Here is a 24,737-nt window from a genome sequence, read left to right as displayed (position 1 = left end):
GCCTCTTCGTGTCCTTCTATTTCTTCGCCGGTGCGTCGGGGGTCGTGCTCACGCCCCGCAGACGCACCGCGTATCCGTCCGCATGGCGCAGGTCGGCCGACAGCAGGTCGTCCGCATGGCGCCCGTAGCGCCCTGCGACCTGCGTCAGCGTCTGCGCGAAGCGCCGCGTGCGCGCCAGCACCTCCGGCGGCTCGCCCCGTCCGATCTCCACCGAGGCGCCGTTGTCCAGGCCCAGCTGCCAGCTGCCACGCGGCGAGAGCGCCAGCGACTGCACCGACAGGTCCAGCGGGTCGAACACCGGCTTAAGCAGGCGGTACATCTGCAGCACCTGCTGCGACTGGCCGTCCGGGCCCGACAGGCGCGGCAGGTCCTGGTCGGCCAGCTCGTCGACGTTGGCCTCGAAGACCTCGCCGAAGCTGTTGACCAGGCGCGGCTCGGACTCGCTGCCCCACAGGGCCACGGGCTGGTGCTCCTGCAGCCGCACGCGCAGCCGGTTGGGAAACTGCCGCATCACCACCGCCTGGCGCACCCAGGGCACGGACTCGAAGGCCTCGCGCGCGGTCGCCAGGTTGAGCGTGAAGAAGTTGCCCGCCAGGCGCGGCGCGACGTTGGCCCGCAGCATGGGCGCGCTGTTGTGCACCGTGTCGCCGCGCACCGTGATGCCCGCGATGTTGAACACCGGCAGGCGCAGCACCCACAGCGCCGCGGCCGCGGCCGCGCCCAGCGCGGCCAGCGCGAACAGCAGGCTCGCGAGGCCGTTCATCAGGCGCACGTCCATGGGCAGCGGCACGGCCGTGTTCATGCGCCAGCGCCCTCCTCGGCCTGGTCCAGGCTGGCCGAGGCCAGCAGCTGCAGGCACAGGTCCTCGTAGCTGATGCCCGCGGCGCGAGCCGACATGGGCACCAGCGAGTGCCCGGTCATGCCCGGGGAGGTGTTGATCTCCAGCAGGTAGGGCTTGCGCGTGGCGGCGTCGATCATCACGTCGACGCGGCCCCAGCCGCGGCAGCCCAGCACGCGGTAGGCCTTGACCACCAGGGCCTGGATGGCCTCTTCCTCGCCCGGGGGCAGGCCGCAGGGCACCAGGTACTGGGTGTCGTCGGTGAAGTACTTGTTCTGGTAGTCGTAGTTGCCCTCGGGCGCCACGATGCGGATCACGGGCAGCGCGCGCGCCGTGGGGCCGGTGCCCAGCACGGGGCAGGTCACCTCGTCGCCGGCGATGAACTGCTCGCACAACACGTCGGCGTCCAGCGCTACGGCCTGCGCCACTGCGCCGGCCATGTCGGAGTAGCCCTCCACCTTGGCCACGCCGATGGAGGAGCCTTCGCGCGAGGGCTTGACGATCACCGGCAGGCCCAGCGCGTCCGGCACCTCGACCACCTCGCGCGGGCCGTAGGCACCGCGGTGCAGCAACACGTAACGAGGGGTGGGAACGCCCTCGGCCAGCCAGACCCGCTTGGTCATGACCTTGTCGATCGCGATGCTGGAGGCCATCACGCCGGAGCCGGTGTAGGGGATGCCCAGCAGCTCCAGCGCGCCCTGCACCGTGCCGTCCTCGCCGAAGCGGCCGTGCAGCGCGATGAAGCAGCGCGAGAAGCCTTCGCGCTTGAGCTCGGCCAGGTCACGCTCGGCCGGATCGAACGCGTGCGCGTCCACGCCGCGCGACTTCAGGGCGGCCAGCACGCCGTTACCCGAGAGCAGCGAGATCTCGCGCTCGGCGGACCGCCCGCCCATGAGGACGGCGACCTTGCCGAGCTTGCGGATGTCCACGGCCGCGCTCATGCCGCACCTCCCAGTTCGACCAGCCGGGCCGGCACGCCGCCGATGGAGCCGGCGCCCATGCACATCACCACGTCACCGTCGCGCGAGTTGGCCAGGATGGCCTCGGGCATGCGCGCGATGTCGTCCACGAACACGGGCTCCACCTTGCCGGCGACGCGCACGGCGCGCGCCAGCGAGCGGCCGTCGGCCGCCACGATGGGCGATTCGCCGGCGGCGTAGACCTCGGCCAGCAGCACGGAGTCGGCCTCGCCGATGACCTTGACGAAATCCTCGAAGCAGTCGCGCGTGCGGGTGTAGCGGTGCGGCTGGAAGGCCAGCACCAGGCGCTGCCCCGGGAAGGCGCCGCGCGCCGCGGCCAGCGTGGCCGCGACTTCCACCGGGTGGTGGCCGTAGTCCTCGATCACCGCGAAGCGGCCGCCGCCATGCGCCGCGGGCACCTGCACGTCGGGGTAGCGCTGGAAGCGCCGGCCCACGCCGCGGAACTCCGCGAGCGCCTTCAGCACGGCGGCGTCGGGCACGTTGAGTTCCACCGCGATGGCGATGGCCGCCAGGGCGTTCAGCACGTTGTGGTGGCCGGCCAGGTTGAGCGTCACGTCCAGGTCCGGCAGCGTGACGCCGTTGCGGCGCTGCGCGGTGAAGCGCATCTGCGGGCCCTGGGCGCGGATGTCGACGGCGCGCACCTGGGCGTCCTCGCTCACGCCGTAGCTGGTGACCGGGCACTGCACGTCCTGCCAGATCTCGCGCACCGCCGGGTCGTCCACGCACAGCACCGCCGTGCCGTAGAAGGGCATGCGGTGCAGGAAGTCGATGAAGGCCTTCTTCAGCCGCTCGAAGTCGTGGCCGTAGGTCTCCATGTGGTCGGCGTCGATGTTCGTGACCGCCGCCATCACCGGGACCAGGTTCAGGAAGGAGGCGTCCGACTCGTCGGCCTCGACCACGATGTAGTCGCCGCTGCCCAGCTTGGCGTTGGCGCCCGCGCTGTTGAGGCGGCCGCCGATGACGAAGGTGGGGTCCAGCCCGCCCTCGGCCAGCACGCTGGCCACCAGGCTGGTGGTGGTGGTCTTGCCGTGCGTGCCCGCGATGGCGATGCCCTGCTTGATGCGCATCAGCTCGGCCAGCATCATGGCCCGGGGGACGACGGGGATCTTGCGCTGGCGCGCGGCCAGCACCTCGGGGTTGCTGGCCTGCACCGCGGTCGAGGTGACCACGGCGTCGGCGCCTTCGATGTGCGCGGCGTCGTGGCCCACGAAGGTGCGCATGCCCTGCTCCTGCAGGCGGCGCAGCGTGGGGCTGTCGGCCAGGTCGGAGCCGGAGATGGCGTAGCCCTGGTTGTGCAGGACCTCGGCGATGCCGGACATGCCGGCCCCGCCGATGCCCACGAAGTGGATGTGTCGGATGGCGTGTTTCATGCGGCGAGTTCCTCGCAAGCGGCCACCACCTCGGCGGTGGCCTGTGTCTTCTGCAAGGCTTTCGCGGCCCGCGCGCGGCGGGCCAGTTCTTCGCGCGTGACGCTGCCCAGCAGCTGGGCGAGCCCGGCCGGGGTGAGTTCACGCTGTTGCACCAGCCAGCCGCCGCCCGCATCCACCAGGAAGCGGGCGTTGGTGGTCTGGTGGTCGTCCACGGCCGCCGGAAAGGGCACGAAGACCGCGGCGCAGCCGACGGCGGCCAGCTCGGTCACGGTGCTGGCGCCTGCGCGGCAGACCACGAGGTCGGCCTGCGCGAAGGCGCTGGCCGTGTCCTCGATGAAGGGGGTGAGTTCGGCCTGCACGCCAGCGGCGGCGTAGTTCGCACGCAGCGCGTCGATCTGCTTGTGGCCGCTCTGGTGCGTGACGATGGGGCGCTCGCCCGCAGGCAGCAGGGCCAGCGCCTTGGGCACGATCTCGTTGAGCGCCTTGGCGCCCAGGCTGCCGCCCACCACCAGCAGGCGCAGCGGGCCGGTGCGTCCGGCGAAGCGCTCGTCGGGCCCGGGCTGGCGCAGGAAGGCCTCGCGCAGCGGGTTGCCGACCCAGCGGCCCTTGCCGATCACGCCCGGAAAGGCGGTGAAGACGCGCCGCGCCACCACCGAGAGGGCGCGGTTGGCGAGGCCGGCGACGGAGTTCTGTTCGTGCAGCACCAGAGGCCGGCCGCTGAGCACGCCCGCCAGCCCGCCGGGCACGGTGATGTAGCCGCCCAGGCCGATCACCACGTCGGGCTTCACCCGGCGCATCACGGCCAGGCTCTGGCGCAGCGCGGCGGCCAGGCGCAGCGGCGCCAGCAGCAGGGTCTTCAGACCCTTGCCGCGAACGCCGCCGAAGGCCACCGGCTCGAAGGCGAAGCCGCGCGCGGGCACCAGCTGGTGCTCCATGCCGGCCGGGTTGCCCAGCCAGTGCACGCGCCAGGCACGGTCGCGCAGGGCCTCGGCCACGGCCAGGCCGGGGAAGATGTGGCCGCCCGTGCCGCCGGCCATCACCAGGGCGCACTTGCCCGCGCTCATGGCCGGCCTCCCCGCATCAGCACCTTGTTCTCGTGGTCGATGCGCAGCACCACCGCGAGCGCCACCAGGTTCACCAGGATGGCCGAGCCGCCATAGCTCATGAGTGGCAGCGTCAGACCCTTGGTGGGCAGCGCCCCCAGGTTCACGCCCATGTTGATGAAGGCCTGGAAGCCCATCCAGATGCCCACGCCCTGGGCCACGAGGCCGGCGAAGACGCGGTCCAGCGCGATGGCCTGGCGGCCGATGTGCATGATGCGGCGGGTCAGCCACAGGAAGGCGACGATCACCGTCACCACGCCCACCAGGCCGAACTCCTCGCCGATCACGGCGAGCAGGAAGTCGGTGTGGGCTTCGGGCAGCCAGTGCAGCTTCTCCACGCTGCCCCCCAGCCCGACGCCGAAGATCTCGCCACGCCCGATCGCGATCAGCGAGTGCGAGAGCTGGTAGCCCTTGCCCAGCGCGTGCTTCTCGGTCCAGGGGTCCAGGTAGGCGAAGATGCGCTCGCGCCGCCAGTCCGACAGGGCGATCATCAGGCCGAAGGCGACCAGCATCACCGCCGCGATCAGGAAGAACATGCGGGCGTTCACGCCGCCCAGGAACAGGATGCCCATGGCGATCACGGCGATCACCATGAAGGCGCCCATGTCGGGCTCGGCCAGCAGCAGCACGCCGACGATGGCGACCGCCGCGGCCATGGGCAGCACGGCGCGGAAGAAGCGTTCCTTCACGTCCATCTTGCGCACCATGTAGTCGGCCGCGTACAGCAGGGTGGAGAACTTCGCCAGTTCCGAGGGCTGGAAGCTCAGCAGGCCCACGCCCAGCCAGCGCCGCGCGCCGTTGACGCCGCGGCCCACGTGGGGGATCAGCACCACCACCAGCAGCAGCAGCGAGGTCACGAACAGCCAGGGCGCAACGCGCTCCCAGGTCGCGACCGGCACCTGCCAGGCCAGCAGCGCGGCCGCGAAAGAGACCGCGATGAAGAGCGCGTGGCGCACCAGGAAGTGCGTGTGGCCGTAGTTGGCGAAGCGCGGGTTGTCCGGCATCGCCACCGAGGCCGAGTACACCATCACCAGCCCGAAGCTGAGCAGGAACACGGTCAGCCAGACCACGGTGGTGTCTATGCCCTGCACGGCCGCCGGGCGCGCAGCGGTGCCGTAGCGCGGCCCGCGCGTGGCGCCACGCAGCCGGTCCAGCCCGCCCAGGACGGCCTGCAGCGCGCTCATTGCAGGCCTCCCGGCACGCCGGCTTCTTCGGCCAGCCCCTGCACTGCCTCGCGGAAGGCGCGGGCGCGGTGCTCATAGTTGTCGAACATGTCGAAGCTGGCGCAGGCCGGCGACATGAGCACGGCGTCGCCGGGCTGGGCCCGGCCGGCCGCAATGCGCACGGCCTCGGCCATGTCGGGGGCGTCGACCAGCGCCACGCCGGCGCCCTGCAGCGCCTCGCGGATCAGCGGCGCATCGCGGCCGATCAGCACCGCGGCGCGCGCGAAGCGCGCCAGCGGCGCGGCCAGCGGCGAGAAGTCCTGGCCCTTGCCCTCGCCGCCGAGGATGACCACCAGGCGGCGCTCGGCGCCCAGGCCCTGCAGCGCGGCCACGGTGGCACCCACGTTGGTGCCCTTGCTGTCGTCGAAGTATTCGACCTCGTCGACGATGGCCACGGGCTCGACGCGGTGCGGCTCGCCCCGGTATTCGCGCAGGCCGAACAGCATGGGCCCCAGCGCGCAGCCGGCGGCCACGGCCAGGGCCAGCGCCGCCAGGGCGTTGGTGGCGTTGTGGCGGCCGCGGATGCGCAGCGCATCGGCCGGCATCAGGCGCTGGATGTGCAGCTCCAGCTCGGCGTCGCGGCGGCGCTTCTCGGTCTCGTCGGCCTCCAGCGCACGCACCAGCCAGGCCATGCCGTTGACCACCTCGATGCCAAAGTCGCCCGGGCGCTGCGGCATGTCGGCGCCGAAGGTGATGTGCTCGCGCTGCTCGTACTTGCCGCCGCGCTGGCGCACCGGCGCCGGCAGCATGGCCATCACGCGCTCGTCCTCGCGGTTGAGCACCATCGTCGAGCCCTCGCCGAAGATGCGGGACTTGGCGGCGGCATAGGACGCCAGGTCGCCATGCCAGTCCAGGTGGTCCTGGGTGATGTTCAGCACCGTGGCCGCCGCGGGCTCGAAGCCGTGCGCGGCGTCCAGCTGGAAGCTGGAGAGCTCCAGCACCCAGACCTGCGGCAGCGCGTCGGCGGCCAGGCGCTCGGCCAGGGTGTCCAGCAGCGTGGGACCGATGTTGCCGGCCACCGCCACGCTGCGGCCGGCGCGCTCCACCAGCTGGCCGGTGAGCGCCGTGACCGTCGTCTTGCCGTTGGTGCCGGTGATGGCCAGCACCTTGGGCGCGTAGCCGCGCTCTTCGCCCAGGCGGGCCAGGGCCTGGCTGAAGAGGTCGAGCTCGCCGCCCTCGGGGATGCCGCGTTCGCGCGCCGCGTCCAGCACGGACGCCAGCTGCGCGGGCGCGAGGCCCGGGCTGCGGAACACGGCGGCCGTGTCCTCGGCCACCAGGGCGGCCGAGAACGGGCCGGCCACGAAGCGCGCGCCCTCCACGGCCTGCAGGGCCGCCAGCTGCGGCGGCGCCTCGCGCGTGTCGGCCACCGTGACGCGCGCGCCCTGCCCCGCGCACCAGCGCGCCATGGCCAGGCCCGAGGCGCCGAGGCCGAGAATGAGGAGGGAGCGTCCTTGCAGGTCCATGGGCTCAGCGCAGCTTCAGGGTGGACAGGCCCACCAGGCACAGCAGCATGGTGATGATCCAGAAGCGGACCACGACCTGGGTCTCCTTCCAGCCGCTCTTCTCGAAGTGGTGGTGCAGCGGCGCCATCTTGAGGATGCGCCGGCCCTCGCCGTACTTCTTCTTGGTGTACTTGAACCAGCTGACCTGGGCCATCACCGAGATCGCCTCGACCACGAAGATGCCGCCCATGATGGCCAGCACGATCTCCTGGCGCACGATGATCGCGATGGTGCCCAGCGCGCCGCCCAGCGCCAGCGCGCCCACGTCACCCATGAAGACCTGTGCCGGATGGGTGTTGAACCAGAGGAAGGCCAGGCCCGCGCCGGCCATGGCGGCGCAGAACACCAGCAGTTCGCCCGAGCCGGGGATGTGCGGGAAGAAGAGGTAGCGCGAATACACAGCGCTGCCGGTGACGTAGGCGAACACGCCCAGCGCCGAGCCCACCATGACCACCGGCATGATGGCCAGCCCGTCCAGGCCGTCGGTGAGGTTGACCGCATTGCTCGCGCCCACGATCACCAGGTAGGTGAGGATCACGAAGCCGAACACGCCCAGCGGGTAGCTCACTTCCTTGAAGAAGGGCACCAGCAGGCCGGCCTTGGGCGGCAGGTTGACGTCGAAGCCCGAGCGCACCCAGGTGAAGAACAGCTCCAGCACCTTGAGGTTGGAGCTCTCGGAGATGCTGAACACCAGGTACAGCGCCGCCAGGATGCCGACCAGCGACTGCCAGAAGTACTTCTCGCGCGAGGGCATGCCCTCGGGGTCCTTGCGCACCACCTTGCGCCAGTCGTCCACCCAGCCGATGGCGCCGAAGCTCAGCGTGACGATCAGCACGATCCAGACGAAACGGTTGGCGAGGTCGAACCACAGCAGGGTGGAGATCGCGATGCACAGCAGGATCAGCACCCCGCCCATGGTGGGCGTGCCGCTCTTGGACAGGTGCGACTGCATGCCGTAGCCGCGGATCGGCTGGCCGATCTTGAGCTCGGTGAGGCGGCGGATCACCACCGGCCCGGCGACCAGGCCGATCAGCAGCGCGGTGAGCGCGGCCATGACGGCGCGGAAGGTGAGGTACTGGAAGACGCGCAGGAAGCCGAACTCCGGCCCCAGGGTCTGCAGCCAGGTGGCGAGGCTAAGCAGCATGCGACCCGCCCTTCTCGCAGCAGCAGCGGTACAGCACCGCGTCGACCACGCGCTCCATCTTCATGAAGCGCGAGCCCTTGACCAGCAGGCTCTGGGTCGCCGGCAGGGCCTGGCACACGGCCGCGATCAGCGACTCGATGTCCTCGAAGTGGCGCGCGCCCATGTGGCGCGAGAGCTCGCCCAGCGTGAAGAACTGCTCGATGCCCCGGCTCCTGGCGTAGGCGCCGACCTCGGCGTGGAACTGCGGCCCCTGGTCGCCCACCTCGCCCATGTCGCCCATGACCAGCAGGCGCGGGCCCGGCAGGTCGGCCAGCACGTCCACGGCGGCGCGCGCGGAGTCGGGGTTGGCGTTGTAGCTGTCGTCGACCAGCGTGAGCGCGCGCCCGCCGACCGGCGTGGTGAGCGCGCGCGAGCGGCCCTTGACCGGCTCGAAGGCGGCCAGGCCCTGTGCGATCGCCGCCAGCGGCGCGCCGGCCGCGAGGGCACAGGCGACGGCGGCCAGCGAGTTGCGCACGTTGTGGCGGCCGGCGATATGGAGCGGGTATGCCACCGGACCGGCGGGCGTTCGCACGTCCACCTGCCAATGCCCCTGTTGCTGCCATTCAGTCCCGGCCAGAACGATATCGGCGCCCGTGTCGCCGAAAGTCATGCACGGCCTCGTCCCCGCCAGTTGGCGCCACAGGGCGCTGAACGTGTCCCCTGCCGGGAACACCGCGACGCCGTGGGGCGCCAGCGAGCCGAAGACCGATCCGTTCTCGTGCGCCACCGCCTCGACGGTGGCCATGAATTCCTGGTGCTCGCGCTGGGCGTTGTTGACCAGGGCGACGGTGGGCCGGGCGATGTTGGCCAGGTAGGCGATCTCGCCCGGGTGGTTCATGCCCAGCTCGGTGACGCCCACCTTGTGCGCCGCGCGCAGGCGCAGCAGGGTGAGCGGCAGGCCGATGTCGTTGTTCAGGTTGCCCTGCGTGGCCAACGTGGCCTCGGGCTGCCAGGCACGCAGGATCGCCGCGATCATCTGCGTCACCGTGGTCTTGCCGTTGCTGCCGGTGACGGCCACCAGCGGCAGGGTGAACTTTTCGCGCCAGGCGGCGGCCAGCTGGCCCAGCGCGATGCGGGTGTCGTCCACTTCCAGCCCCGGCACGCCGGCAGGCAGCCGGCCGCGGTGGGCGATGGCGGCCACGGCGCCCTGCTGGTGGGCCTGGGCGATCAGGTCGTTGCCGTCGAAGCGCTCGCCGCGCAGCGCGACGAACAGGTCGCCGGGCTCCAGCGAGCGGGTGTCGGTGTGCACGCGGCGCACCGCGGTGCCGCCCTCGCCCTGCAGCGCGGCGCGGGCGAGCCAGCCCTGCGCCTCGGCCAGGGTGAACATGGTGTCCTGCGTCGGCTGGCTCATGGCTGGCCCCTGCGTGAAAGCGCCGCCCGGGCGTGGGTGATGTCGGAGAAGGGGTGCTTCACGCCGCCCACTTCCTGGTAGTCCTCGTGGCCCTTGCCGGCCAGCAGGACCACGTCCTGCGGGGCGGCGGCGGCCAGCGTCTCGGCGATCGCGAGCCCGCGGTCGGCCTGCACCTGCACGCAGCGGTCGTGCGACAGGCCCAGCAGGATCTGGCTGATGATGGTCTCCGGTTTTTCGTTGCGCGGGTTGTCGCTGGTGACGACCACGCGGTCGGCGTTCTTTTCGGCGACGGCGGCCATGAGCGGGCGCTTGGTCGCGTCGCGGTCGCCCCCGCAGCCGAACACGCACCACAGCCGGCCGCCGCGCTGGCGCGCCAGCGGGCGCAGCGCGAGCAGCGCCTTGTCCAGGGCGTCGGGCGTGTGCGCGTAGTCCACCGCCACCAGCGGCTGCCCGGGCAGGGCGATGCGCTCCATGCGCCCGGGCACCGGGGCCAGGGCGCGGCAGGCCTGGGCGGCGTCGGCCAGCGTCACGCCCGAGGCGCGCAGCGCGGCGATCACGCCCAGCAGGTTGGCCGCGTTGTACTCGCCGACCAGCGTGGTCGCGAGCTCGATGCGGTCCTCGCCTTCCTCGACCGTGAAGCGCAGGCCGGCCTCGTCGTAGCCGATGCCGGTGGCACGCAGCCGGGCGGGCTCCTGGCAGGAGCAGGTCCACAGGTCCAGCGAGCCTTCCAGCGAGCGGGCGAGTTCGCGGCCCTGGGCGTCGTCCAGGTTGACCACCGCGGCACGCAGGCCGCGCCAGCGGAACAGCTCGGCCTTGGCCGCCCAGTAGGCGGCCATGGTGCCGTGGTAGTCCAGGTGGTCCTGGGTGAAGTTGGTGAAGATGGCGACGCGGATACGGCTGCCGTCCAGGCGCCGCTCCACGATGCCCACCGAGGAGGCCTCGATCGCGCAGGCCTTCACGCCGGCGTCCAGGAAGCGGCGGAACTCGCGCTGCATCAGCACCGGGTCGGGCGTGGTGAGGCCGGTGAATTCGACCTGCGGCGGCCGGCCGATGCCCAGCGTGCCGACCACGCCGCAGGGCGTGCCGGCGGCCGACATCGCCTGCGCCAGCCACCAGGCGGTGCTGGTCTTGCCGTTGGTGCCGGTGACGGCGAGCAGGTCCAGCGTCTCGGTGGGTTCGCCGAAGTAGGCGGCCGCGATCGGGCCCGTGGCCGCCTTCAGGCGCGGATAGGCGGCGACGCGCGGCGAGCTGAAGCCGAAGCCTTCCACCCCCTCGCGCTCGACCAGGCAGGCGGCCGCGCCCTGCGCCAGGGCGGCGGGCACGTGCTGGCGGCCGTCGGTGGCGGCGCCCGGCCAGGCGATGAAGCCGTCTCCCGCGCCGACCTTGCGGCTGTCGCAGTGCAGCGTGCCGGTGACCTGCTCGCGCAGCCACTGCGCGGCCTGGTCGGGCGTGTGCAGTTCCTGCATCAGAAGGACTCCTCCACCGCGTTCACCACCACCTGCGGCTTCACGCTCATGTCGGGCTGCACGCCCATCATGCGCAGCGTCTGCTGCACGGTGGCGCTGAAGACCGGCGCGGCAACGTCGCCGCCGAAGTAGAGGCCGTTGGAGGGCTCGTCCACCATCACGGCGACGACGATGCGCGGATGGTCGATGGGGGCGATGCCCACGAACCAGGAGCGGTACTTCTTGGTGTCGTAGCCGCGGCCGACCTGCTTGTAGGCCGTGCCGGACTTGCCGCCCACCGAGTAGCCCACGGTCTGCGCCTTGGGGCCGGTGCCGCCGGGGCCGGCGGCCATCTGCAGCATGGTGCGGACCTCGGACACGGTCTTGGGCGAGAAGACCTGCACGCCGGTCTTGGGCTGGCTGTCCTTGAGCAGCGTGGCGGGGATGATCTGGCCGTCGTGGGCCCAGACCGTGTAGCTGCGCGCCATCTGGAACAGCGAGGCCGAGAGGCCGTAGCCGTAGGACATGGTGGCCTGCTCCACGGGGCGCCAGGTCTTCCAGGGGCGCAGCCGGCCGGACACCGCGCCCGGGAAGGTGAGGTTGGGCTTCTGGCCGAAGCCGGCCTGCGTGAAGACCTCCCACATGTCCTTGGGCGGCATCTGCAGCGCGATCTTGAGCGTGCCGATGTTGGACGACTTCTGGATCACCTCCTGCACCGTCAGCATGCCGTGGGCGTGCGAGTCGGAGATGCGCATGCCGCCCACCGTGACCCAGCCCGGCGCGGTCTGGATCTGCGTGGTGGGCGTGACGACGCCGTGCTCCAGCGCGAGGCCGATGGTGAAGGGCTTCATGGTCGAGCCGGGCTCGAACACGTCGGTGAGCGCGCGGTTGCGCAGCTGCTCGCCGGAGAGGTTCTGGCGGTTGTCGGGCGAATAGCTGGGGTAGTTGGCCAGGGCCAGCACCTCGCCGGTCTGGCTGTCCAGCACCACCACGCTGCCGCCCTTGGCCTTGTTCTGGATGACCGTGTCGCGCAGCTTCTGGTAGGCGAAGAACTGCACCTTGCTGTCGATGGACAGCTGCAGGTCCTTGCCGTCCACCGGCGGCACCGTGTCGCCGATGTCCTCCACCACCTGGCCCAGGCGGTCCTTGATGACGCGGCGCGAGCCCGGCCGGCCCGCCAGCTGGCGGTCGAACGCGAGCTCCATGCCCTCCTGGCCGTGGTCCTCCACGCTGGTGAAGCCGACCACGTGGGCCGCTGCCTCGCCTTCGGGGTACTTGCGCTTGTACTCGCGGCGCTGGTAGATGCCCTTGATGCCCAGGGCCGCCACCTGCTGCGCCACGGTGTCGTCGACCTGGCGCTTGAGCCAGACGAAGGTGCGGTCCTCGTCGGCCAGGCGCTTGTCCAGCTCGGCCACCGGCATCTGCAGCAGCCTGGCCAGTGCCGCCAGCTTGGCCGGGTCGCGGTCCACGTCCTCGGGGATGGCCCAGATGCTGGGCGCGGGTACGCTGGTGGCCAGCAGCAGGCCGCTGCGGTCCAGGATGCGGCCGCGGTTGGCGGGCAGCTCCAGCGTGCGGGCGAAGCGCACCTCGCCCTGCTTCTGGAAGAAGGCGTTGGCGAAGACCTGGATCCAGGCGGCACGCGCGGCCAGGCCCAGGAAGCCGAGCGCGATCGCGCCGACGATGAACTTGCTGCGCCAGACCGGCGTGCGGCTGGCCAGCAGCGGGCTGGAGGTGTAGTTGACGCTGCGCGTGCTCACGGCGCGGCGCCTTTCGCGGCCTGCGGCCGCACGTACTGGGTGATGGCCGGCGTGGCCGTGCGCATCTGCAGCTGCTCGCGTGCGAGCTTCTCCACGCGCAGCGGCGTGGCCTGGGCGCGCTTCTCGAATTCCAGGCGCTCGTGCTCCAGCTCGATGCGGTGCGCCTCGCCCACCGCCTTGTCCAGCTCGGTGAAGAGCCGGCGCGACTCGTACTGCTGGCGCACCAGGAACATGGCGCTGGCCAGCACGGCCAAGAGCAGGACGATGTTCAGGCGCGTCATGGCCTTCAGGCGGACGTGCGTTCGGCGACGCGCATGATGGCGCTGCGCGCGCGGGGGTTGGCGGCCACCTCGGCGGCCGACGGCTTGATGCGGTCCAGGGCGCGCAGCTTCATGGGCTGGGGCGCGGCGAAGGGCGCGCGGCGGTCGAAGACCTCGCGTGAATGCTTCGCGATGAACTGCTTCGCGATGCGGTCTTCCAGCGAGTGGAAGCTGATCACCACGAGGCGTCCCTGGGGCTGCAGGATGTCCAAGCTCGCCTCTAGCGCCTGTTCGAGCTCTTCAAGCTCGGCGTTGATGAAAATCCGAAGAGCCTGAAATGTGCGCGTTGCAGGGTCCTGGCCCGGCTCGCGGGTTTTGACCGTGCCAGCCACGAGCTGGGCCAGCTCGGCGGTGCTTGAAAGAGGCCCCCGTTCCTGTCGGCGAGCCACAATCGCCTTTGCAATCGGAACAGCAAACCGTTCTTCGCCATAGTCACGAATCACCTCCGCGATCTGTCCCATCTCGGCCGTGGCCAGCCACTGCGCCACCGATTCCCCGCGCGTGGTGTCCATGCGCATGTCCAGCGGCCCGTCGTTGCGGAACGAAAAGCCGCGCGCCGGGTTGTCGATCTGCGGCGAGGACACGCCCAGGTCCATCAGCACGCCCGCCACGCTCGCCGGCGCCAGTTCGCCCAGGTCCCGGAAGCCCTGGTGCCGGATGGAAAAACGCGGATCCGTGATCCGCGCGGCTTCCTGCACGGCTTCGGGGTCCTTGTCGAAGGCGACCAACCGGTCCTGCGGCCGCAGCTGCGACAGGATCAGGCGTGAATGACCGCCGCGGCCGAACGTCGCATCGACGTAGGTCGCGGGGTGGGGGGTTGCCGGCTTGCCGAGAAGAGCTGAGACTGCTTCGTTCAACAAGACGGTGGTGTGTTGCCATGTGTCCACCGCCTGCGCTCAAAAAGAGAATTCCTTGAAGACGTCGGGCATCCCGCCCTGCATCGCCTCCGCTTCCTTGGCCTCGTAGGTCGCCTTGTCCCAGAGCTCGAAGTGGTTGCCCATGCCCAGGAGCATGGTTTCCTTCTCGATCCCCGCCGCGGCACGCAGTTCGGGCGAAACCAGGACCCGGCCGGTGCCGTCCAGTTCCGCGTCCATCGCGTTGCCCAGGAAGATTCTCTTCCACCACTGGGCCGACATCGGTAACGCCGCGATACGGTCGCGGAATTTCTCCCACTCGGGTCGCGGAAAGATCATCAGACAGCCGTGCGGGTGCTTGGTGATGGTGACCTGGTTGCCCGCGGTGGCCGCCAGCACCTCGCGATGACGCGTCGGGACGGAGAGCCGACCCTTGGCATCGAGGCTGAGTGACGAAGCGCCCTGGAACACGCGGTGAGGTCCTTGAAATCCAGTGCAAGCGCGGTGTCACGGCACGTTCCACCACTTAATTGCACTTTTTTGCACTGTAGCAGGAAAAGACCGTCTTGCAAGACGGGTCTGACCTGTTTTTCGCTTTTAAATCAAGGACTTAGAGCCGATTCTGCGCGCAGTTCGCGGGCGAAAATCGTTCTAAATGAACCACTTAGCGAGGGCTCTGCAAGTGTTACCTGAGCCAGCGCTCACGTACGGCTGGGCTGGCGCCGCGTGTGTGAAGCTTTGTAGGGGCGAGAAATACCGCACGCTGGCAGCCCCTGCGCGGGACACGCCTGCCGGCGCGTCGCACGCCGCCAGGGGCCCGGGCTGCGGCAGGACGGGCGGCGGCCCGGTCGGACCCGCGTTCCCCTCAGAGGATGTAGCGCGACAGGTCCTCGTCGCGCGACAGGCCGGCGAGGCGGGCGTCCACGTACGCGGCGTCGATGGTGACCGACTGGCCCTCCAGCCGGGTGGCGTCGAAGCTGATCTCGTCCAGCAGCCGCTCCATCACCGTGGCCAGCCGGCGCGCCCCGATGTTCTCGGTGCGCTCGTTGACCTCGTAGGCGATGCCGGCCAGCCGCGTGATGGCGTCGGGCGTGAACACCAGGCTCACGCCCTCGGTCGCCAGCAGCGCCTGGTACTGGCGCACCAGCGAGGCGTGGGTCTGCGTGAGGATGGCCTCGAAGTCCTGCACCGAGAGCGACTTCAGCTCCACGCGGATGGGCAGCCGCCCCTGCAGTTCAGGGATCAGGTCGCTGGGCTTGCTGAGGTGGAAGGCGCCACTGGCGATGAAGAGGATGTGGTCGGTGCGGATGGGGCCGTACTTGGTGGACACCGTGGTGCCCTCGACCAGCGGCAGCAGGTCACGCTGCACGCCCTGGCGCGACACGTCGGCGCCGCTGTGCTCCTGGCGCGTGGCGACCTTGTCGATCTCGTCGATGAAGACGATGCCGTTCTGCTCGGCGTTGTGGATCGCCGCGGCGCGGATCTCCTCCTCGTTGACCAGGCGGGCGGCCTCCTCCTCGACCAGCTGCTTCATGGCTTCGCCGATGCGCAGCTTGCGCGCCTTGCGCTTGCCGGCGCCGGCCTGGCTGAACATCCCGCGCAGCTGCTCGGCCATGTCCTCCATGCCGGCGGGGCCCATGATCTCCAGCTGCGGACGGGCATCGGCGACCTCGATCTCGATCTCAGTCTCGGCCAGCAGGCCCTCGCGCAGTTTCTTGCGGAAGGACTGGCGGGCCGCGCCGTCGGGCGCCGGCTCGCCGAAGCGCGGCGGCGGCACCAGCACGTCCAGGATGCGCTCCTCGGCGAGGTCTTCGGCGCGGCTGCGCACCTTGCGCATCTCGGCCACGCGCGTCTGCTTGACGGCCATCTCCACCAGGTCGCGGATGATGGAATCCACGTCCTTGCCGACGTAGCCGACCTCGGTGAACTTGGTCGCCTCGACCTTGATGAAGGGCGCGTCCGCCAGCCGCGCCAGGCGCCGTGCGATCTCGGTCTTGCCGACCCCGGTGGGGCCGATCATGAGGATGTTCTTGGGCGTGATCTCGCCGCGCAGCTTCTCGTCCACCTGCTGGCGGCGCCAGCGGTTGCGCAGCGCGATCGCGACCGCTCGCTTGGCCTCCTGCTGGCCGACGATGTGCCGGTCCAGCTCGGAGACGATTTCCTGGGGCGTCATCGTCGAACTCATTCCAGCACCTCGATGGTGTGGTGCATGTTGGTGTAGATGCAGATCTCGCCGGCAATGGACAGCGAGCGCGCCACGATGTCGCGGGCCGTAAGCTGGGTGTTGTCCAGCAGCGCACGCGCGGCCGCCTGGGCGTAGGCGCCGCCGGAGCCTATGGCCACGATGCCGTGCTCGGGCTCCAGCACGTCGCCGTTGCCGGTGATGATGAGCGAGGCCGTGGCATCGGCGACCGAGAGCATGGCCTCCAGGCGTCGCAGCACGCGGTCGGTGCGCCAGTCCTTGGTCAGCTCGATGGCCGCCCGGGTCAGGTGGCCCTGGTGCTTCTCGAGCTTGGCCTCGAAGCGCTCGAAGAGGGTGAAGGCGTCGGCGGTGGCGCCGGCGAAGCCGGCCAGCACCTTGTCGTGGTAGAGCTTGCGCACCTTGCGCGCCGTGCCCTTGACGACCACGGTGCCCAGGGTGACCTGGCCGTCGCCGCCCATGGCGACCTGCCAGCGGCCGTCGGCCGCCTGCCGGCGCACGCTGAGGATGGTTGTGCCGTGATAGGAGTCCATCGGTGAAACATAGGGGCGTGCGGCCGGGATGCAAGCCCCGGACGCAGCCGCCCCGCCGCCTTCAGTCGTTGCGCGTGCTGACCCGCGCGTGCTCGTTGATGCCGATCACGCTGAAGAAGGCCGCCACCAGGCGGTGCGCGTCGGTGAACTGCACCTGGCGGCCCTCGGCCTGGCGCGCGCCGCACCAGTTGAGCAGCATGCCGGCCGCGGTGAAGTCGATGCGGATCAGCCGGGCGCAGGAGATGACCATGATGTCGGCGTTGTCCAGCCGCTGCTCGATCAGCTGCATGGCTTCGTGGGCGTCGCCCAGCACCTGGCCGGCCAGTTCCACCGTCGCCACGTGCGCGAGCGCGCCGGTGGAATCGCCGCTGCGCGACTCGCCGAAGCCGTTGCTGAAGCTGGACTGGATGGAGTCGTGGAAGGCCTCGCCGACGATGGTGTGGCCGGATTCGTAGCTGCCGTCGTCCTGCAGCGGCTTGAATTCGCAGCGTGCGCTTTCCCAGGAGGGCGGCGAGACCTCGTAGGTCACGCAGTAGTCCAGCGCGGCGAGCTCGAACTCGTCCGGCCTGTGCATGACCCGCAGTACCTCCATGCGCAGGCGCCACCAGGCCGGGTCGACCCGCTTGTCGCCGGAAGGGGCCGACTGCCGCAGCACCTCCTCGAGCCGCGAGGTGCCGATGAAGCGCAGCTGCACGCCTTCCCGGCCCCACTGGGTGAACTGGCGCGTGAGCGGCTCCACCACCGCGGGCTCGATGGACTGCAGCTTCGCCCAGGAGAGCCGCCAGGGCGGTTCGGCCTTGGCGAGCGCCGCGCCCAGGGCCGCCAGCGACTGGATGCCGAACACGGGCGGCGAGGTCCAGTGGGCCGAGGCCTTGCCGGTGGCCGGGGCGACCGCCGGCTGCTGCATGCGGCCCACCGCCTCGGGCAGCGAGAACCACTGCGGCGCCGAGCGGTTGAAGCGCGCGGCGAACTCGATCGCCGCCGACTCGAAGCGCTCCTGCATGCCGGTCGCGCGATACAGGTCGAACAGGGCGAGCCAGGTCTCGTCATGGTCGGTGCGCGGCCCGCCCGGGCCCAGCACCTCGCGCAGGCCCTCCTCGGTGCCGGCGATGTCGCCGTTGGCGAAGCGGATGGCGGCTTCCTCGAGCTCGGGGTCGTGGGCGAATTCATCCACCTGCACGGCCTGCATGTGGGCCGAGTTGAAGCCGGTGGACATGGGCACGGTGTCCGGCGTCGGCAGGCCCCGGGCCGCCGCGCGGGGCGGCACAGGCTCGGGCAGGACCGGCGAACGCGATGCCGGCCCGGACGCGGGACGCTGGGAGACCGGCGCCTCCTCCATCATGGGCGGCGAATCCTGCTGCACCGAGAAGCGCGACACCGGCGCGAGCGGCATGGGCTCGGTGCGGTTGTAGGCCTGGGACGCAGGATCGACCGGCCGCCGGGGCGCCTCGGCGGGCACGCCCGCGCCCGAGCGGGAGGCGTTGTCGCCATGCTTGGTCTTCCACCACTGCATGGACATCTGCGCCTCGATCTCGTCGATCTTCTTGAGGGTCGTGGCGCGGTCGTCCGGCTTGGACGGCAGCGAACTCTGGAAAAAGGAGGGCCGGGCCGCCGGGTCCTGGCTGGAGATGGCCTCGCTGCGGCGCATCTTGCGCAGCATGTCGAACTCACGCTTGCGCACGAAGTCGTTGCGCCGCTTGCGCTCGATCATCTCCTTGAGCATCTGCTTGGAGTAGCTGCTCTCCCGGTCCGACTCCTCGTGGTCCAGCGCGGACCAGCTGGTGGTCGGATTGCGGACGAACTTGACGACTTTGGCCAGCAGGCCCGGGCCTTCGTCCTTGGACATCTGTGCGTTCGTATAGGTGGGGCTGGCGCGGCGTCAGTCGCCGAACATCTTCTGCTTCAGCTCGCGGCGCTGCTGCGCCTCGAGCGACAGCGTGGCGGTGGGACGCGCCAGCAGGCGGCCGACGCCGATCGGCTCGCCGGTCTCGTCGCAGTAGCCGTAGTCGCCGGCGTCGATGCGGGCGATGGACTGCTCGATCTTTTTAAGCAGCTTGCGCTCGCGGTCGCGGGTGCGCAGCTCCAGGGCGTGTTCTTCCTCGATGGTGGCGCGGTCGGCCGGGTCGGGGACGATGACGGTGTCCTCGCGCAGGTGCTCGGTGGTCTCGCCGGCGCTGTTGAGGATGTCCTGCTTGAGCTGGACGAGCTTCAGCCGGAAGAAGGCCAGCTGCTTGTCGTTCATGTACTCCGAGTCGGGCATGGCCAGCACCTCGGCGTCCGTCAGCTCGTCGGCCGCCTTGGCCTTCCAGTTGTTGGCGAGCTTGGGATCTTTCTTGATGGCCACCAGGGGGGGCGGGGTGAGCAGCGGGGAAGGCATTGTCTGGTTGTAGCTTGCTTTGGCAGCGGTGGAGGCCACGGTGTTCGCCGCGATGGACGGGACCGTGACCGACGCGAGCCGCGCCGAGGGTTTGGTGGCCCGCACCGGTTCCGCATGCGGACGGGGCGGGGTGGCGCCGGCGACCGGCGCGGCAGGAGGGACAGGCGGTACGGCCGACGGCGTGGGCGCCTTGGCCGCAGGCGCGGTCACGGGCTTGGCGGCGGACGGGGCCTTGGCAAGCTTCACGGCCTTGGCCGGCGCCGCCTTCTTGGCCGGCACCGGGGCCTTCTTCACGGCTGCGGCCGGCTTCTTCGCCGATGCAGCCGCCTTCTTCGCCGGCGCTGCCGCCTTCTTGGCGGTCGTGGCCTTCTTCGCAGCGGGTGCCGGTGCCTTGGCCGCGGCCTTCTTCGCCACCGGCTTGGCCGCGGGCTTGGCCGGCGCCTTGCGGGCTGGCGTCTTGGCCTGGGCGGTCTTGGCGCCGGCCTTCGCGGCTGCCTTGGGTTGAGCCTTCACTTGCAGTCTCCTCCTCGTGCCTGCGGCCCGGGCATGCGTTGCGCCCCGGCCTGCTGGCATTCCTCGTTCTGACGTGCGGTCGCCTTCATCAAGGGCGAGTTATACCCTGATTGCCGGGGCGCCCGGCCACGCCGGCGGGCTTTTGCCCGCCGGGAACGGCCGGGCCCGGCCGGGCCGTGACATCAGTTGCGGATTGGAGACACGCGGGCGGCTGGCGGGCCGTCCCGGTCAGGCCAGGCACTGTTCCAGGCCCTGCAGGAAGATGTCGCGCGGCAGGTCGATCCCGATGAAGACCATCTTGCTGTTCGGCACCTCGCCGCCGCCCCACTGGGGCCCCAGGTCGCTGCCCATGAGCTGGTGCACGCCCTGGAAGATGACCTTGCGCTCGGTGCCCTTCATGAACAGCACGCCCTTGTAGCGCAGCATGCGCGGGCCGTAGATGTTCACCACCGCGCCCAGGAAGTCCTCCAGCTTGGCCGGGTCGAAGGGCCGGTCGGACTTGAAGACGAAGCTCTTCACGTCGTCGTCGGTGTGGTGGTGGTGGCCATGGCCGGCGTGCGCGTGCGAGGGGTGGTCGCAGTGCTCGCCGTGCGCATGGTCGTGGTCGTGGTCGTCGTGGTCGTGCGCCTCTTCCTTGAGGAAGTCGGGGTCGATGTCGAGCTTGGCGTTGAGGTTGAAGCCGCGCAGGTCGAACACCTCCTTGAGAGCCACCTCGCCGAAGTGGACGGCGCGGATCGGCGCGCGCGGGTTCATGTGCTTGAGGCGGTGGATCAGCGCCTCGGTCTCTTCGGGCGTGACCAGGTCGGTCTTGCTGACGAAGATCTGGTCGGCGAAGCCCACCTGGCGGCGCGCCTCCTGGCGGTCGTTGAGCTGCTGGGCCGCGTGCTTGGCGTCCACCAGCGTCAGGATGGAGTCCAGCAGGAAGCTCTCGGCGATCTCGTCGTCCATGAAGAAGGTCTGGGCGACGGGGCCGGGGTCGGCCAGCCCGGTGGTCTCGATCACCACCCGGTCGAAGTTCAGCAGGCCCTGGCGCTTCTTGGCCGCCAGCAGCTGCAGCGCGCCGCGCAGGTCCTCGCGGATGGTGCAGCAGATGCAGCCGTTGCTCATCTGCACGATCTGCTCCTCGGTGTCGGTGACCAGGATGTCGCTGTCGATGTTCTCCTGCCCGAACTCGTTCTCGATGATGGCGATCTTCTGGCCGTGGGCCTCGGTCAGCACCCGCTTGAGCAGGGTGGTCTTGCCCGAGCCGAGGAAGCCGGTGAGGATGGTGGCGGGAATCAGGCTCATGGGGAGGTCTCCGGGTCCGGGAAAACCTTGTAGTTTAGGTTTTCCGGCGTTTCAGGGCTTGCGCATCACGATGAGGCCCTTCAGGTACTCCCCTTCCGGGAAGGCCAGGGTCATGGGATGGTCCGCCGCGCCGCCCAGCCGGCCGGTGATGTAGCCGTCCACGCCCGCGTCGGCGCCGGCCGAGGCCACGATCTTGTGGAACAGCTCGGGCGGGATGCCGCCCGAGCACGAGAAGGTGAACAGCACGCCGCCGGGCTCCAGCAGGCCCAGGGCGAGGCGGTTGATGTCCTTGTAGGCGCGGGCGGCGCGCTCGGCATGGGCCGCCGTGGGGGCCAGCTTGGGCGGGTCCAGCACGATGCCGTCGAAACGCCGCCCTTCGGTGGCGAAGCGACGCAGGCTGGCGTTGACGTCGGCGTCCAGGAATTCCGCCCGCGCCGCGTCGAAGCCGTTGCGCGCCACGTTGTCCCGCGCCCGCTCCAGCGCCGGGCCGGAGGAATCGATGGACGTGACGTGCCCGGCGCCCCCCGCCAGCGCGGCCACGGTGAAGCCGCCGGTGTAGCAGTAGCAGTTGAGCACCCGCTGCAGGCCCAGGTGGCGGGCGTGGCGGGCGAAGCTCTCGCGGCTGTCGCGCTGGTCCAGGTAGAAGCCGGTCTTGTGGCCGGTGGCGATGTCCAGGCCGAAGCGCCAGCCGTGCTCCTGCAGCGCCAGCTCGGTGGGGCCCTCGCCGCGCAGCCAGCCGGTCGCCGGCTGCAGCCCCTCCAGCGTGCGGGCGTTGGCGTCGGAGCGCTCGTAGAGCCGGGCGCAGCCCGTCACCCGCAGCAGGGCATCGGCCAGCACCGGCTTCCAGCGCTCCACCCCGGCGGCCAGGAACTGCGCCACCAGCGTGTCGCCATAGCGGTCCACCACCAGGCCGGGCAGCCCGTCCGATTCGCCGTGCACCAGGCGCAGGCCGTCGCTGGCGATGGCCATGCGCGCGCGGGCGGCCACCGCACGCTCCACCTGCTGCGCCACGAAAGCGGCGTCGATGCGCTGCGCGGCATCGAAGCTCCAGGCCCGGGCGCGGATCTTGGAGGCCGGGCTGAACGCGGCCCAGGCCAGGAACTCGCCGCCATGCGACTCCACGCGCACGGTCTCGCCCGCGTCGGCGCCGCCGCGGGCGATCGCCGATTCGAAGATCCAGGGGTGGCGGCGCAGCAGGGATCGCTCCTTGCCGTCCTTCAGGCGAATCACTTTCATGGGTTCTTCTTGCGTTGCGCGCGCGGGTGCGCGGCGTCGTAGGCCTTGGCCAGGTGCTGGAAATCCAGCCGCGTGTAGACCTGGGTGGTGGTGATGTTGGCGTGGCCCAGCAGTTCCTGCACGGCGCGCAGGTCGCCGCTGGACTGCAGCACGTGGCTGGCGAAGGAATGGCGCAGCATGTGGGGGTGCACGGGGGTCGCCAGGCCGGCCTGCAGGCTGCGCCGGCGCAGCCGCTGCCAGATGGATTGCGCCGTCAGCCGCGTGCCGTGGCGGCCGGTGAACAGCGCCGCCTGGCCCGGCGTGTCGCCGCGCACCGCGAGCCAGGCGCGCAGCGCGGCCAGTGCCGCCGAGCCCACGGGCACGCTGCGGCGCTTGCTGCCCTTGCCCAGCACGTGGGCCTCGCCGGCGTCCAGGTCCAGCCAGCCGCGCGCGGCCGGCGAGGCCACCACGTCCAGGCCGACCACCTCGCCCACCCGCAGGCCGCAGCCGTAGAGCAGCTCCACCAGAGCGGCGTCGCGCGTGTCCAGCCAGGGGTCGTCCTCGCTGCTTTCGAAATCGGCCAGGCCGACCGCGTCGTCCACCGACAGGGCCTTGGGCAGGGGCTTGCCCGAGCGTGGCGCGCGCACGCCGACCACCGGGTTGCTGGGCACCCGCCCCTCGCGGCCCAGCCAGGTGTAGAAGCCGCGCCAGCCCGAGAGGATGAGCGCGATGCCGCGCCCGCTGCGGCCCTGGCCGTGCATCTGCGCCACCCAGCGCCGCACGTGCGCGGGCTGCACCTGCAGCAGGTCGATGGGCACCTGCGCCGCGAGCGCCGTCAGGCGCGCCAGGTCGTGCGTGTACAGGTCCACCGTCCGCGCGGCCAGGCGCTTCTCCACCCGCACGTGCTCCAGGTAGCGCAGCACCAGGGGCGACAGCCCCTCGGCGGGTGCGATCGGATCGGGCAGTCCGGCAGGCGCGGCCGGGTCGGCCGCGGCGGGGACGGGCACGGCGGCCGGGGTCCCGGCCCCGGCGGGCAGCGGGGCCCGGGCCATGCTCAGCCGGCGGCGGCCAGGCGCGCCAGGGAGGCGCTGGCCAGCTCGGCGATGCGCTCCAGGAAGTCCGTGCCCATGCCGCTCTGGAAGCGCTGCGGGTCCGGCGAGGCCAGCACCAGCATGCCGAAGGCGGGCGTGGTGCTGCCCACCGGGCCCTCGCGCAGCGGGATGAGCGCGATCGAGAGCGCCGCGCCCGGGTCGGCCAGCCAGCCCACGGCCTCGAAGCCCGCATTGACGCCGCAGTAGGGCTGGGTCAGCGAGGAAGCGAAGGTGCGGGCGTCGTCGCTTACGTCCCGGGCGAAGCTGGCGCCGGCATGCAGGCCGCCCACGCCCCAGACCTTGATCGCGGCCTGCGGCACCATGAACTCCTGCACGATGCCCTCGGCGATGGCCGCCGGCAGCGCGCCCGGCTCGGCCACGCGGAACAGCTGCAGGGCCCAGCGGTGCAGGCGGTCGGCGATGATCACGTTCTCGTTGCCGTGGCGGACCATGTCCATCACGCGGTGCTCCAGCGCCTTGATCTTCTCGCGCAGCATCTCGGCCTGCCGCTCCTGCAGGCTGACGGCGCGGTTGCCGTGCGGGCTGGTCAGCTGCACCGTCGCCAGCAGCTCGGCGTGGCGGGCGAAGAAATCGGGGGTGTTCGCCAGGTAGTTGGCGATGTCGTCTTCGGTGATCGGGTTCATGTTGTCGTTCTTCATGGTGCGTCCGGAATCTCCAGCTCCCCTTCGAAAACCGTGACGGCCGGGCCGGTCATGAAGACCGGGCCGCGGCCGTCCCACTCGATGGTCAGCACGCCGCCGTGCGTCTGCACGTCCACGCGCGCGTCCAGGCGGCCCAGGCGTATGCCCGCCACCACGGCCGCGCAGGCGCCCGTGCCGCAGGCCAGGGTTTCGCCGGCGCCGCGCTCCCACACGCGCAGGCGGGCGTGGCTGCAGTCCTGCACCTGCAGGTAGCCGGCGTTCACGCGGCGCGGAAAGCGCGCATGGTGCTCGACCTGCGGGCCCTGCTCGCGCACGGGGGCGGCGTCCACGTCATCGACCAGCTGCACCGCGTGCGGGTTGCCCATGGAGAGCACGGCCACCTGCACCGTGGTGCCGCCGGCCAGGGCCAGCGGCCAGGTCTCCCAGCCGCCCTCCATCGCCGGCTCGATGCCGCGCGCGTCGAAGGGCACCTGGGCCAGCTCGAACACCGGCGGGCCCATGTCCACGGTGACCCGGCCGTCGGCGTTCAGGCGCGGCTCGATCACGCCCGAGAGCGTGCGCACGCGCACCACGTCGCGGTCGGTCAGGCCCTTGTCGCGCACGTAGCGGGCGAAGCAGCGCGCGCCATTGCCGCACTGCTCGACCTCGCCACCGTCGGCGTTGTGGATCACGTACTCGAAATCGATGCCCGCGCCGGGCGAGGGGCGGACGGTGAGGATCTGGTCGGCGCCGACGCCGAAGTGGCGGTCGGCGATCAGGCGGTACTGGGCCGGCGTGAGCCCGAGCCGGCCCCGCGTCTCGTCGAGCACGACGAAATCGTTGCCGGCGCCCTGCATCTTGGTGAAGCGGATGCGCATCGAGGGATTATCGCCCGGCGTGCTGTAATTCCCGCATGGTCCGAGCATCCCAGCACCTGCATGCCCAGCGGGAACC

22 protein-coding genes are annotated in these 24,737 nt (G+C 71.0%); all 22 read right to left on the bottom strand.

All coding sequences use genetic code 11. The features are described from left to right. Positions 1–16: 16 nt before the first annotated feature. Complete coding sequence (locus tag IM725_RS08020) at positions 17–802, bottom strand: cell division protein FtsQ/DivIB (protein WP_193780054.1); 786 nt, start codon at positions 800–802, stop codon at positions 17–19. Continuing rightward, positions 799–1,779 carry a D-alanine--D-alanine ligase gene (locus IM725_RS08015; RefSeq protein ID WP_193780053.1) on the bottom strand — a complete coding sequence of 327 codons (981 nt, stop codon included), beginning with the start codon at positions 1,777–1,779 and terminating at the stop codon, positions 799–801. The genes IM725_RS08020 and IM725_RS08015 overlap by 4 nt, the downstream gene beginning before the upstream one ends. Then, on the bottom strand, positions 1,776–3,188 hold the full coding sequence (murC, locus tag IM725_RS08010) for a UDP-N-acetylmuramate--L-alanine ligase (protein WP_193780052.1): 1,413 nt from the start codon (positions 3,186–3,188) through the stop codon (positions 1,776–1,778). The genes IM725_RS08015 and murC overlap by 4 nt, the downstream gene beginning before the upstream one ends. Beyond that, positions 3,185–4,252: an undecaprenyldiphospho-muramoylpentapeptide beta-N-acetylglucosaminyltransferase gene (gene murG, locus IM725_RS08005; protein WP_193780051.1), complete on the bottom strand. Its 1,068-nt coding sequence runs from the start codon at positions 4,250–4,252 to the stop codon at positions 3,185–3,187. Before murG ends, murC begins: the two co-directional genes overlap by 4 nt. Further along, positions 4,249–5,475: a putative lipid II flippase FtsW gene (gene ftsW / locus IM725_RS08000; protein WP_193780050.1), complete on the bottom strand. Its 1,227-nt coding sequence runs from the start codon at positions 5,473–5,475 to the stop codon at positions 4,249–4,251. Before ftsW ends, murG begins: the two co-directional genes overlap by 4 nt. Beyond that, complete coding sequence (gene murD, locus IM725_RS07995; protein WP_193780049.1) at positions 5,472–6,977, bottom strand: UDP-N-acetylmuramoyl-L-alanine--D-glutamate ligase; 1,506 nt, start codon at positions 6,975–6,977, stop codon at positions 5,472–5,474. The genes ftsW and murD overlap by 4 nt, the downstream gene beginning before the upstream one ends. A 4-nt stretch (positions 6,978–6,981) precedes the next feature. Next, positions 6,982–8,160, bottom strand: a complete 1,179-nt coding sequence (mraY, locus tag IM725_RS07990) for a phospho-N-acetylmuramoyl-pentapeptide-transferase (RefSeq protein ID WP_193780048.1) — start codon at positions 8,158–8,160, stop codon at positions 6,982–6,984. Then, positions 8,150–9,550 (bottom strand): UDP-N-acetylmuramoyl-tripeptide--D-alanyl-D-alanine ligase, encoded by a 1,401-nt coding sequence (locus tag IM725_RS07985; RefSeq protein WP_407692510.1) that lies wholly within the window; start codon positions 9,548–9,550, stop codon positions 8,150–8,152. The genes mraY and IM725_RS07985 overlap by 11 nt, the downstream gene beginning before the upstream one ends. After that, positions 9,547–11,016, bottom strand: a complete 1,470-nt coding sequence (locus tag IM725_RS07980; protein WP_193780047.1) for a UDP-N-acetylmuramoyl-L-alanyl-D-glutamate--2,6-diaminopimelate ligase — start codon at positions 11,014–11,016, stop codon at positions 9,547–9,549. Before IM725_RS07980 ends, IM725_RS07985 begins: the two co-directional genes overlap by 4 nt. Then, positions 11,016–12,752 (bottom strand): peptidoglycan D,D-transpeptidase FtsI family protein, encoded by a 1,737-nt coding sequence (locus IM725_RS07975; RefSeq protein WP_193780046.1) that lies wholly within the window; start codon positions 12,750–12,752, stop codon positions 11,016–11,018. The genes IM725_RS07980 and IM725_RS07975 overlap by 1 nt, the downstream gene beginning before the upstream one ends. Next, positions 12,749–13,033, bottom strand: coding sequence for a cell division protein FtsL (gene ftsL, locus IM725_RS07970; protein WP_193780045.1), 285 nt, complete (start codon positions 13,031–13,033; stop codon positions 12,749–12,751). The genes IM725_RS07975 and ftsL overlap by 4 nt, the downstream gene beginning before the upstream one ends. A gap of 5 nt (positions 13,034–13,038) precedes the next feature. Continuing rightward, positions 13,039–13,959, bottom strand: coding sequence for a 16S rRNA (cytosine(1402)-N(4))-methyltransferase RsmH (gene rsmH, locus IM725_RS07965; protein WP_193780044.1), 921 nt, complete (start codon positions 13,957–13,959; stop codon positions 13,039–13,041). A 9-nt stretch (positions 13,960–13,968) separates the two neighbouring features. Then, positions 13,969–14,397, bottom strand: coding sequence for a division/cell wall cluster transcriptional repressor MraZ (mraZ, locus tag IM725_RS07960; RefSeq protein ID WP_193780043.1), 429 nt, complete (start codon positions 14,395–14,397; stop codon positions 13,969–13,971). A 394-nt stretch (positions 14,398–14,791) separates the two neighbouring features. Then, entirely contained in the window at positions 14,792–16,111 is a 1,320-nt protein-coding gene (gene hslU / locus IM725_RS07955) for an ATP-dependent protease ATPase subunit HslU (protein WP_227753674.1), read from the bottom strand. Beyond that, positions 16,108–16,659, bottom strand: a complete 552-nt coding sequence (gene hslV, locus IM725_RS07950; RefSeq protein WP_193780041.1) for an ATP-dependent protease subunit HslV — start codon at positions 16,657–16,659, stop codon at positions 16,108–16,110. The genes hslU and hslV overlap by 4 nt, the downstream gene beginning before the upstream one ends. A 61-nt stretch (positions 16,660–16,720) precedes the next feature. Next, positions 16,721–18,505: an STAS domain-containing protein gene (locus IM725_RS07945; protein WP_193780040.1), complete on the bottom strand. Its 1,785-nt coding sequence runs from the start codon at positions 18,503–18,505 to the stop codon at positions 16,721–16,723. A gap of 33 nt (positions 18,506–18,538) precedes the next feature. Then, positions 18,539–19,549: an RNA polymerase-binding protein DksA gene (gene dksA, locus IM725_RS07940; RefSeq protein ID WP_287067800.1), complete on the bottom strand. Its 1,011-nt coding sequence runs from the start codon at positions 19,547–19,549 to the stop codon at positions 18,539–18,541. 228 nt (positions 19,550–19,777) lie between these two features. After that, on the bottom strand, positions 19,778–20,836 hold the full coding sequence (locus tag IM725_RS07935) for a CobW family GTP-binding protein (RefSeq protein ID WP_193780039.1): 1,059 nt from the start codon (positions 20,834–20,836) through the stop codon (positions 19,778–19,780). 51 nt (positions 20,837–20,887) lie between these two features. Continuing rightward, positions 20,888–22,072: a class I SAM-dependent rRNA methyltransferase gene (locus IM725_RS07930; RefSeq protein WP_193780038.1), complete on the bottom strand. Its 1,185-nt coding sequence runs from the start codon at positions 22,070–22,072 to the stop codon at positions 20,888–20,890. Beyond that, positions 22,069–23,058 (bottom strand): tyrosine-type recombinase/integrase, encoded by a 990-nt coding sequence (locus IM725_RS07925; protein ID WP_287067798.1) that lies wholly within the window; start codon positions 23,056–23,058, stop codon positions 22,069–22,071. The genes IM725_RS07930 and IM725_RS07925 overlap by 4 nt, the downstream gene beginning before the upstream one ends. Before the next feature lie 47 nt (positions 23,059–23,105). Continuing rightward, complete coding sequence (locus IM725_RS07920; protein WP_193780036.1) at positions 23,106–23,801, bottom strand: DUF484 family protein; 696 nt, start codon at positions 23,799–23,801, stop codon at positions 23,106–23,108. Continuing rightward, complete coding sequence (dapF, locus tag IM725_RS07915) at positions 23,798–24,661, bottom strand: diaminopimelate epimerase (RefSeq protein WP_193780035.1); 864 nt, start codon at positions 24,659–24,661, stop codon at positions 23,798–23,800. Before dapF ends, IM725_RS07920 begins: the two co-directional genes overlap by 4 nt. Between the last annotated feature and the right edge of the window lie 76 nt (positions 24,662–24,737).

This window comes from Ramlibacter aquaticus, from assembly GCF_015159745.1.
In the GTDB taxonomy this organism is placed as follows: Bacteria; Pseudomonadota; Gammaproteobacteria; order Burkholderiales; family Burkholderiaceae_C; genus Ramlibacter; species Ramlibacter aquaticus.
The sequence above is the reverse complement of the archived record's forward strand: the minus strand, read 5'-3'. Positions and strand labels throughout refer to the sequence as shown.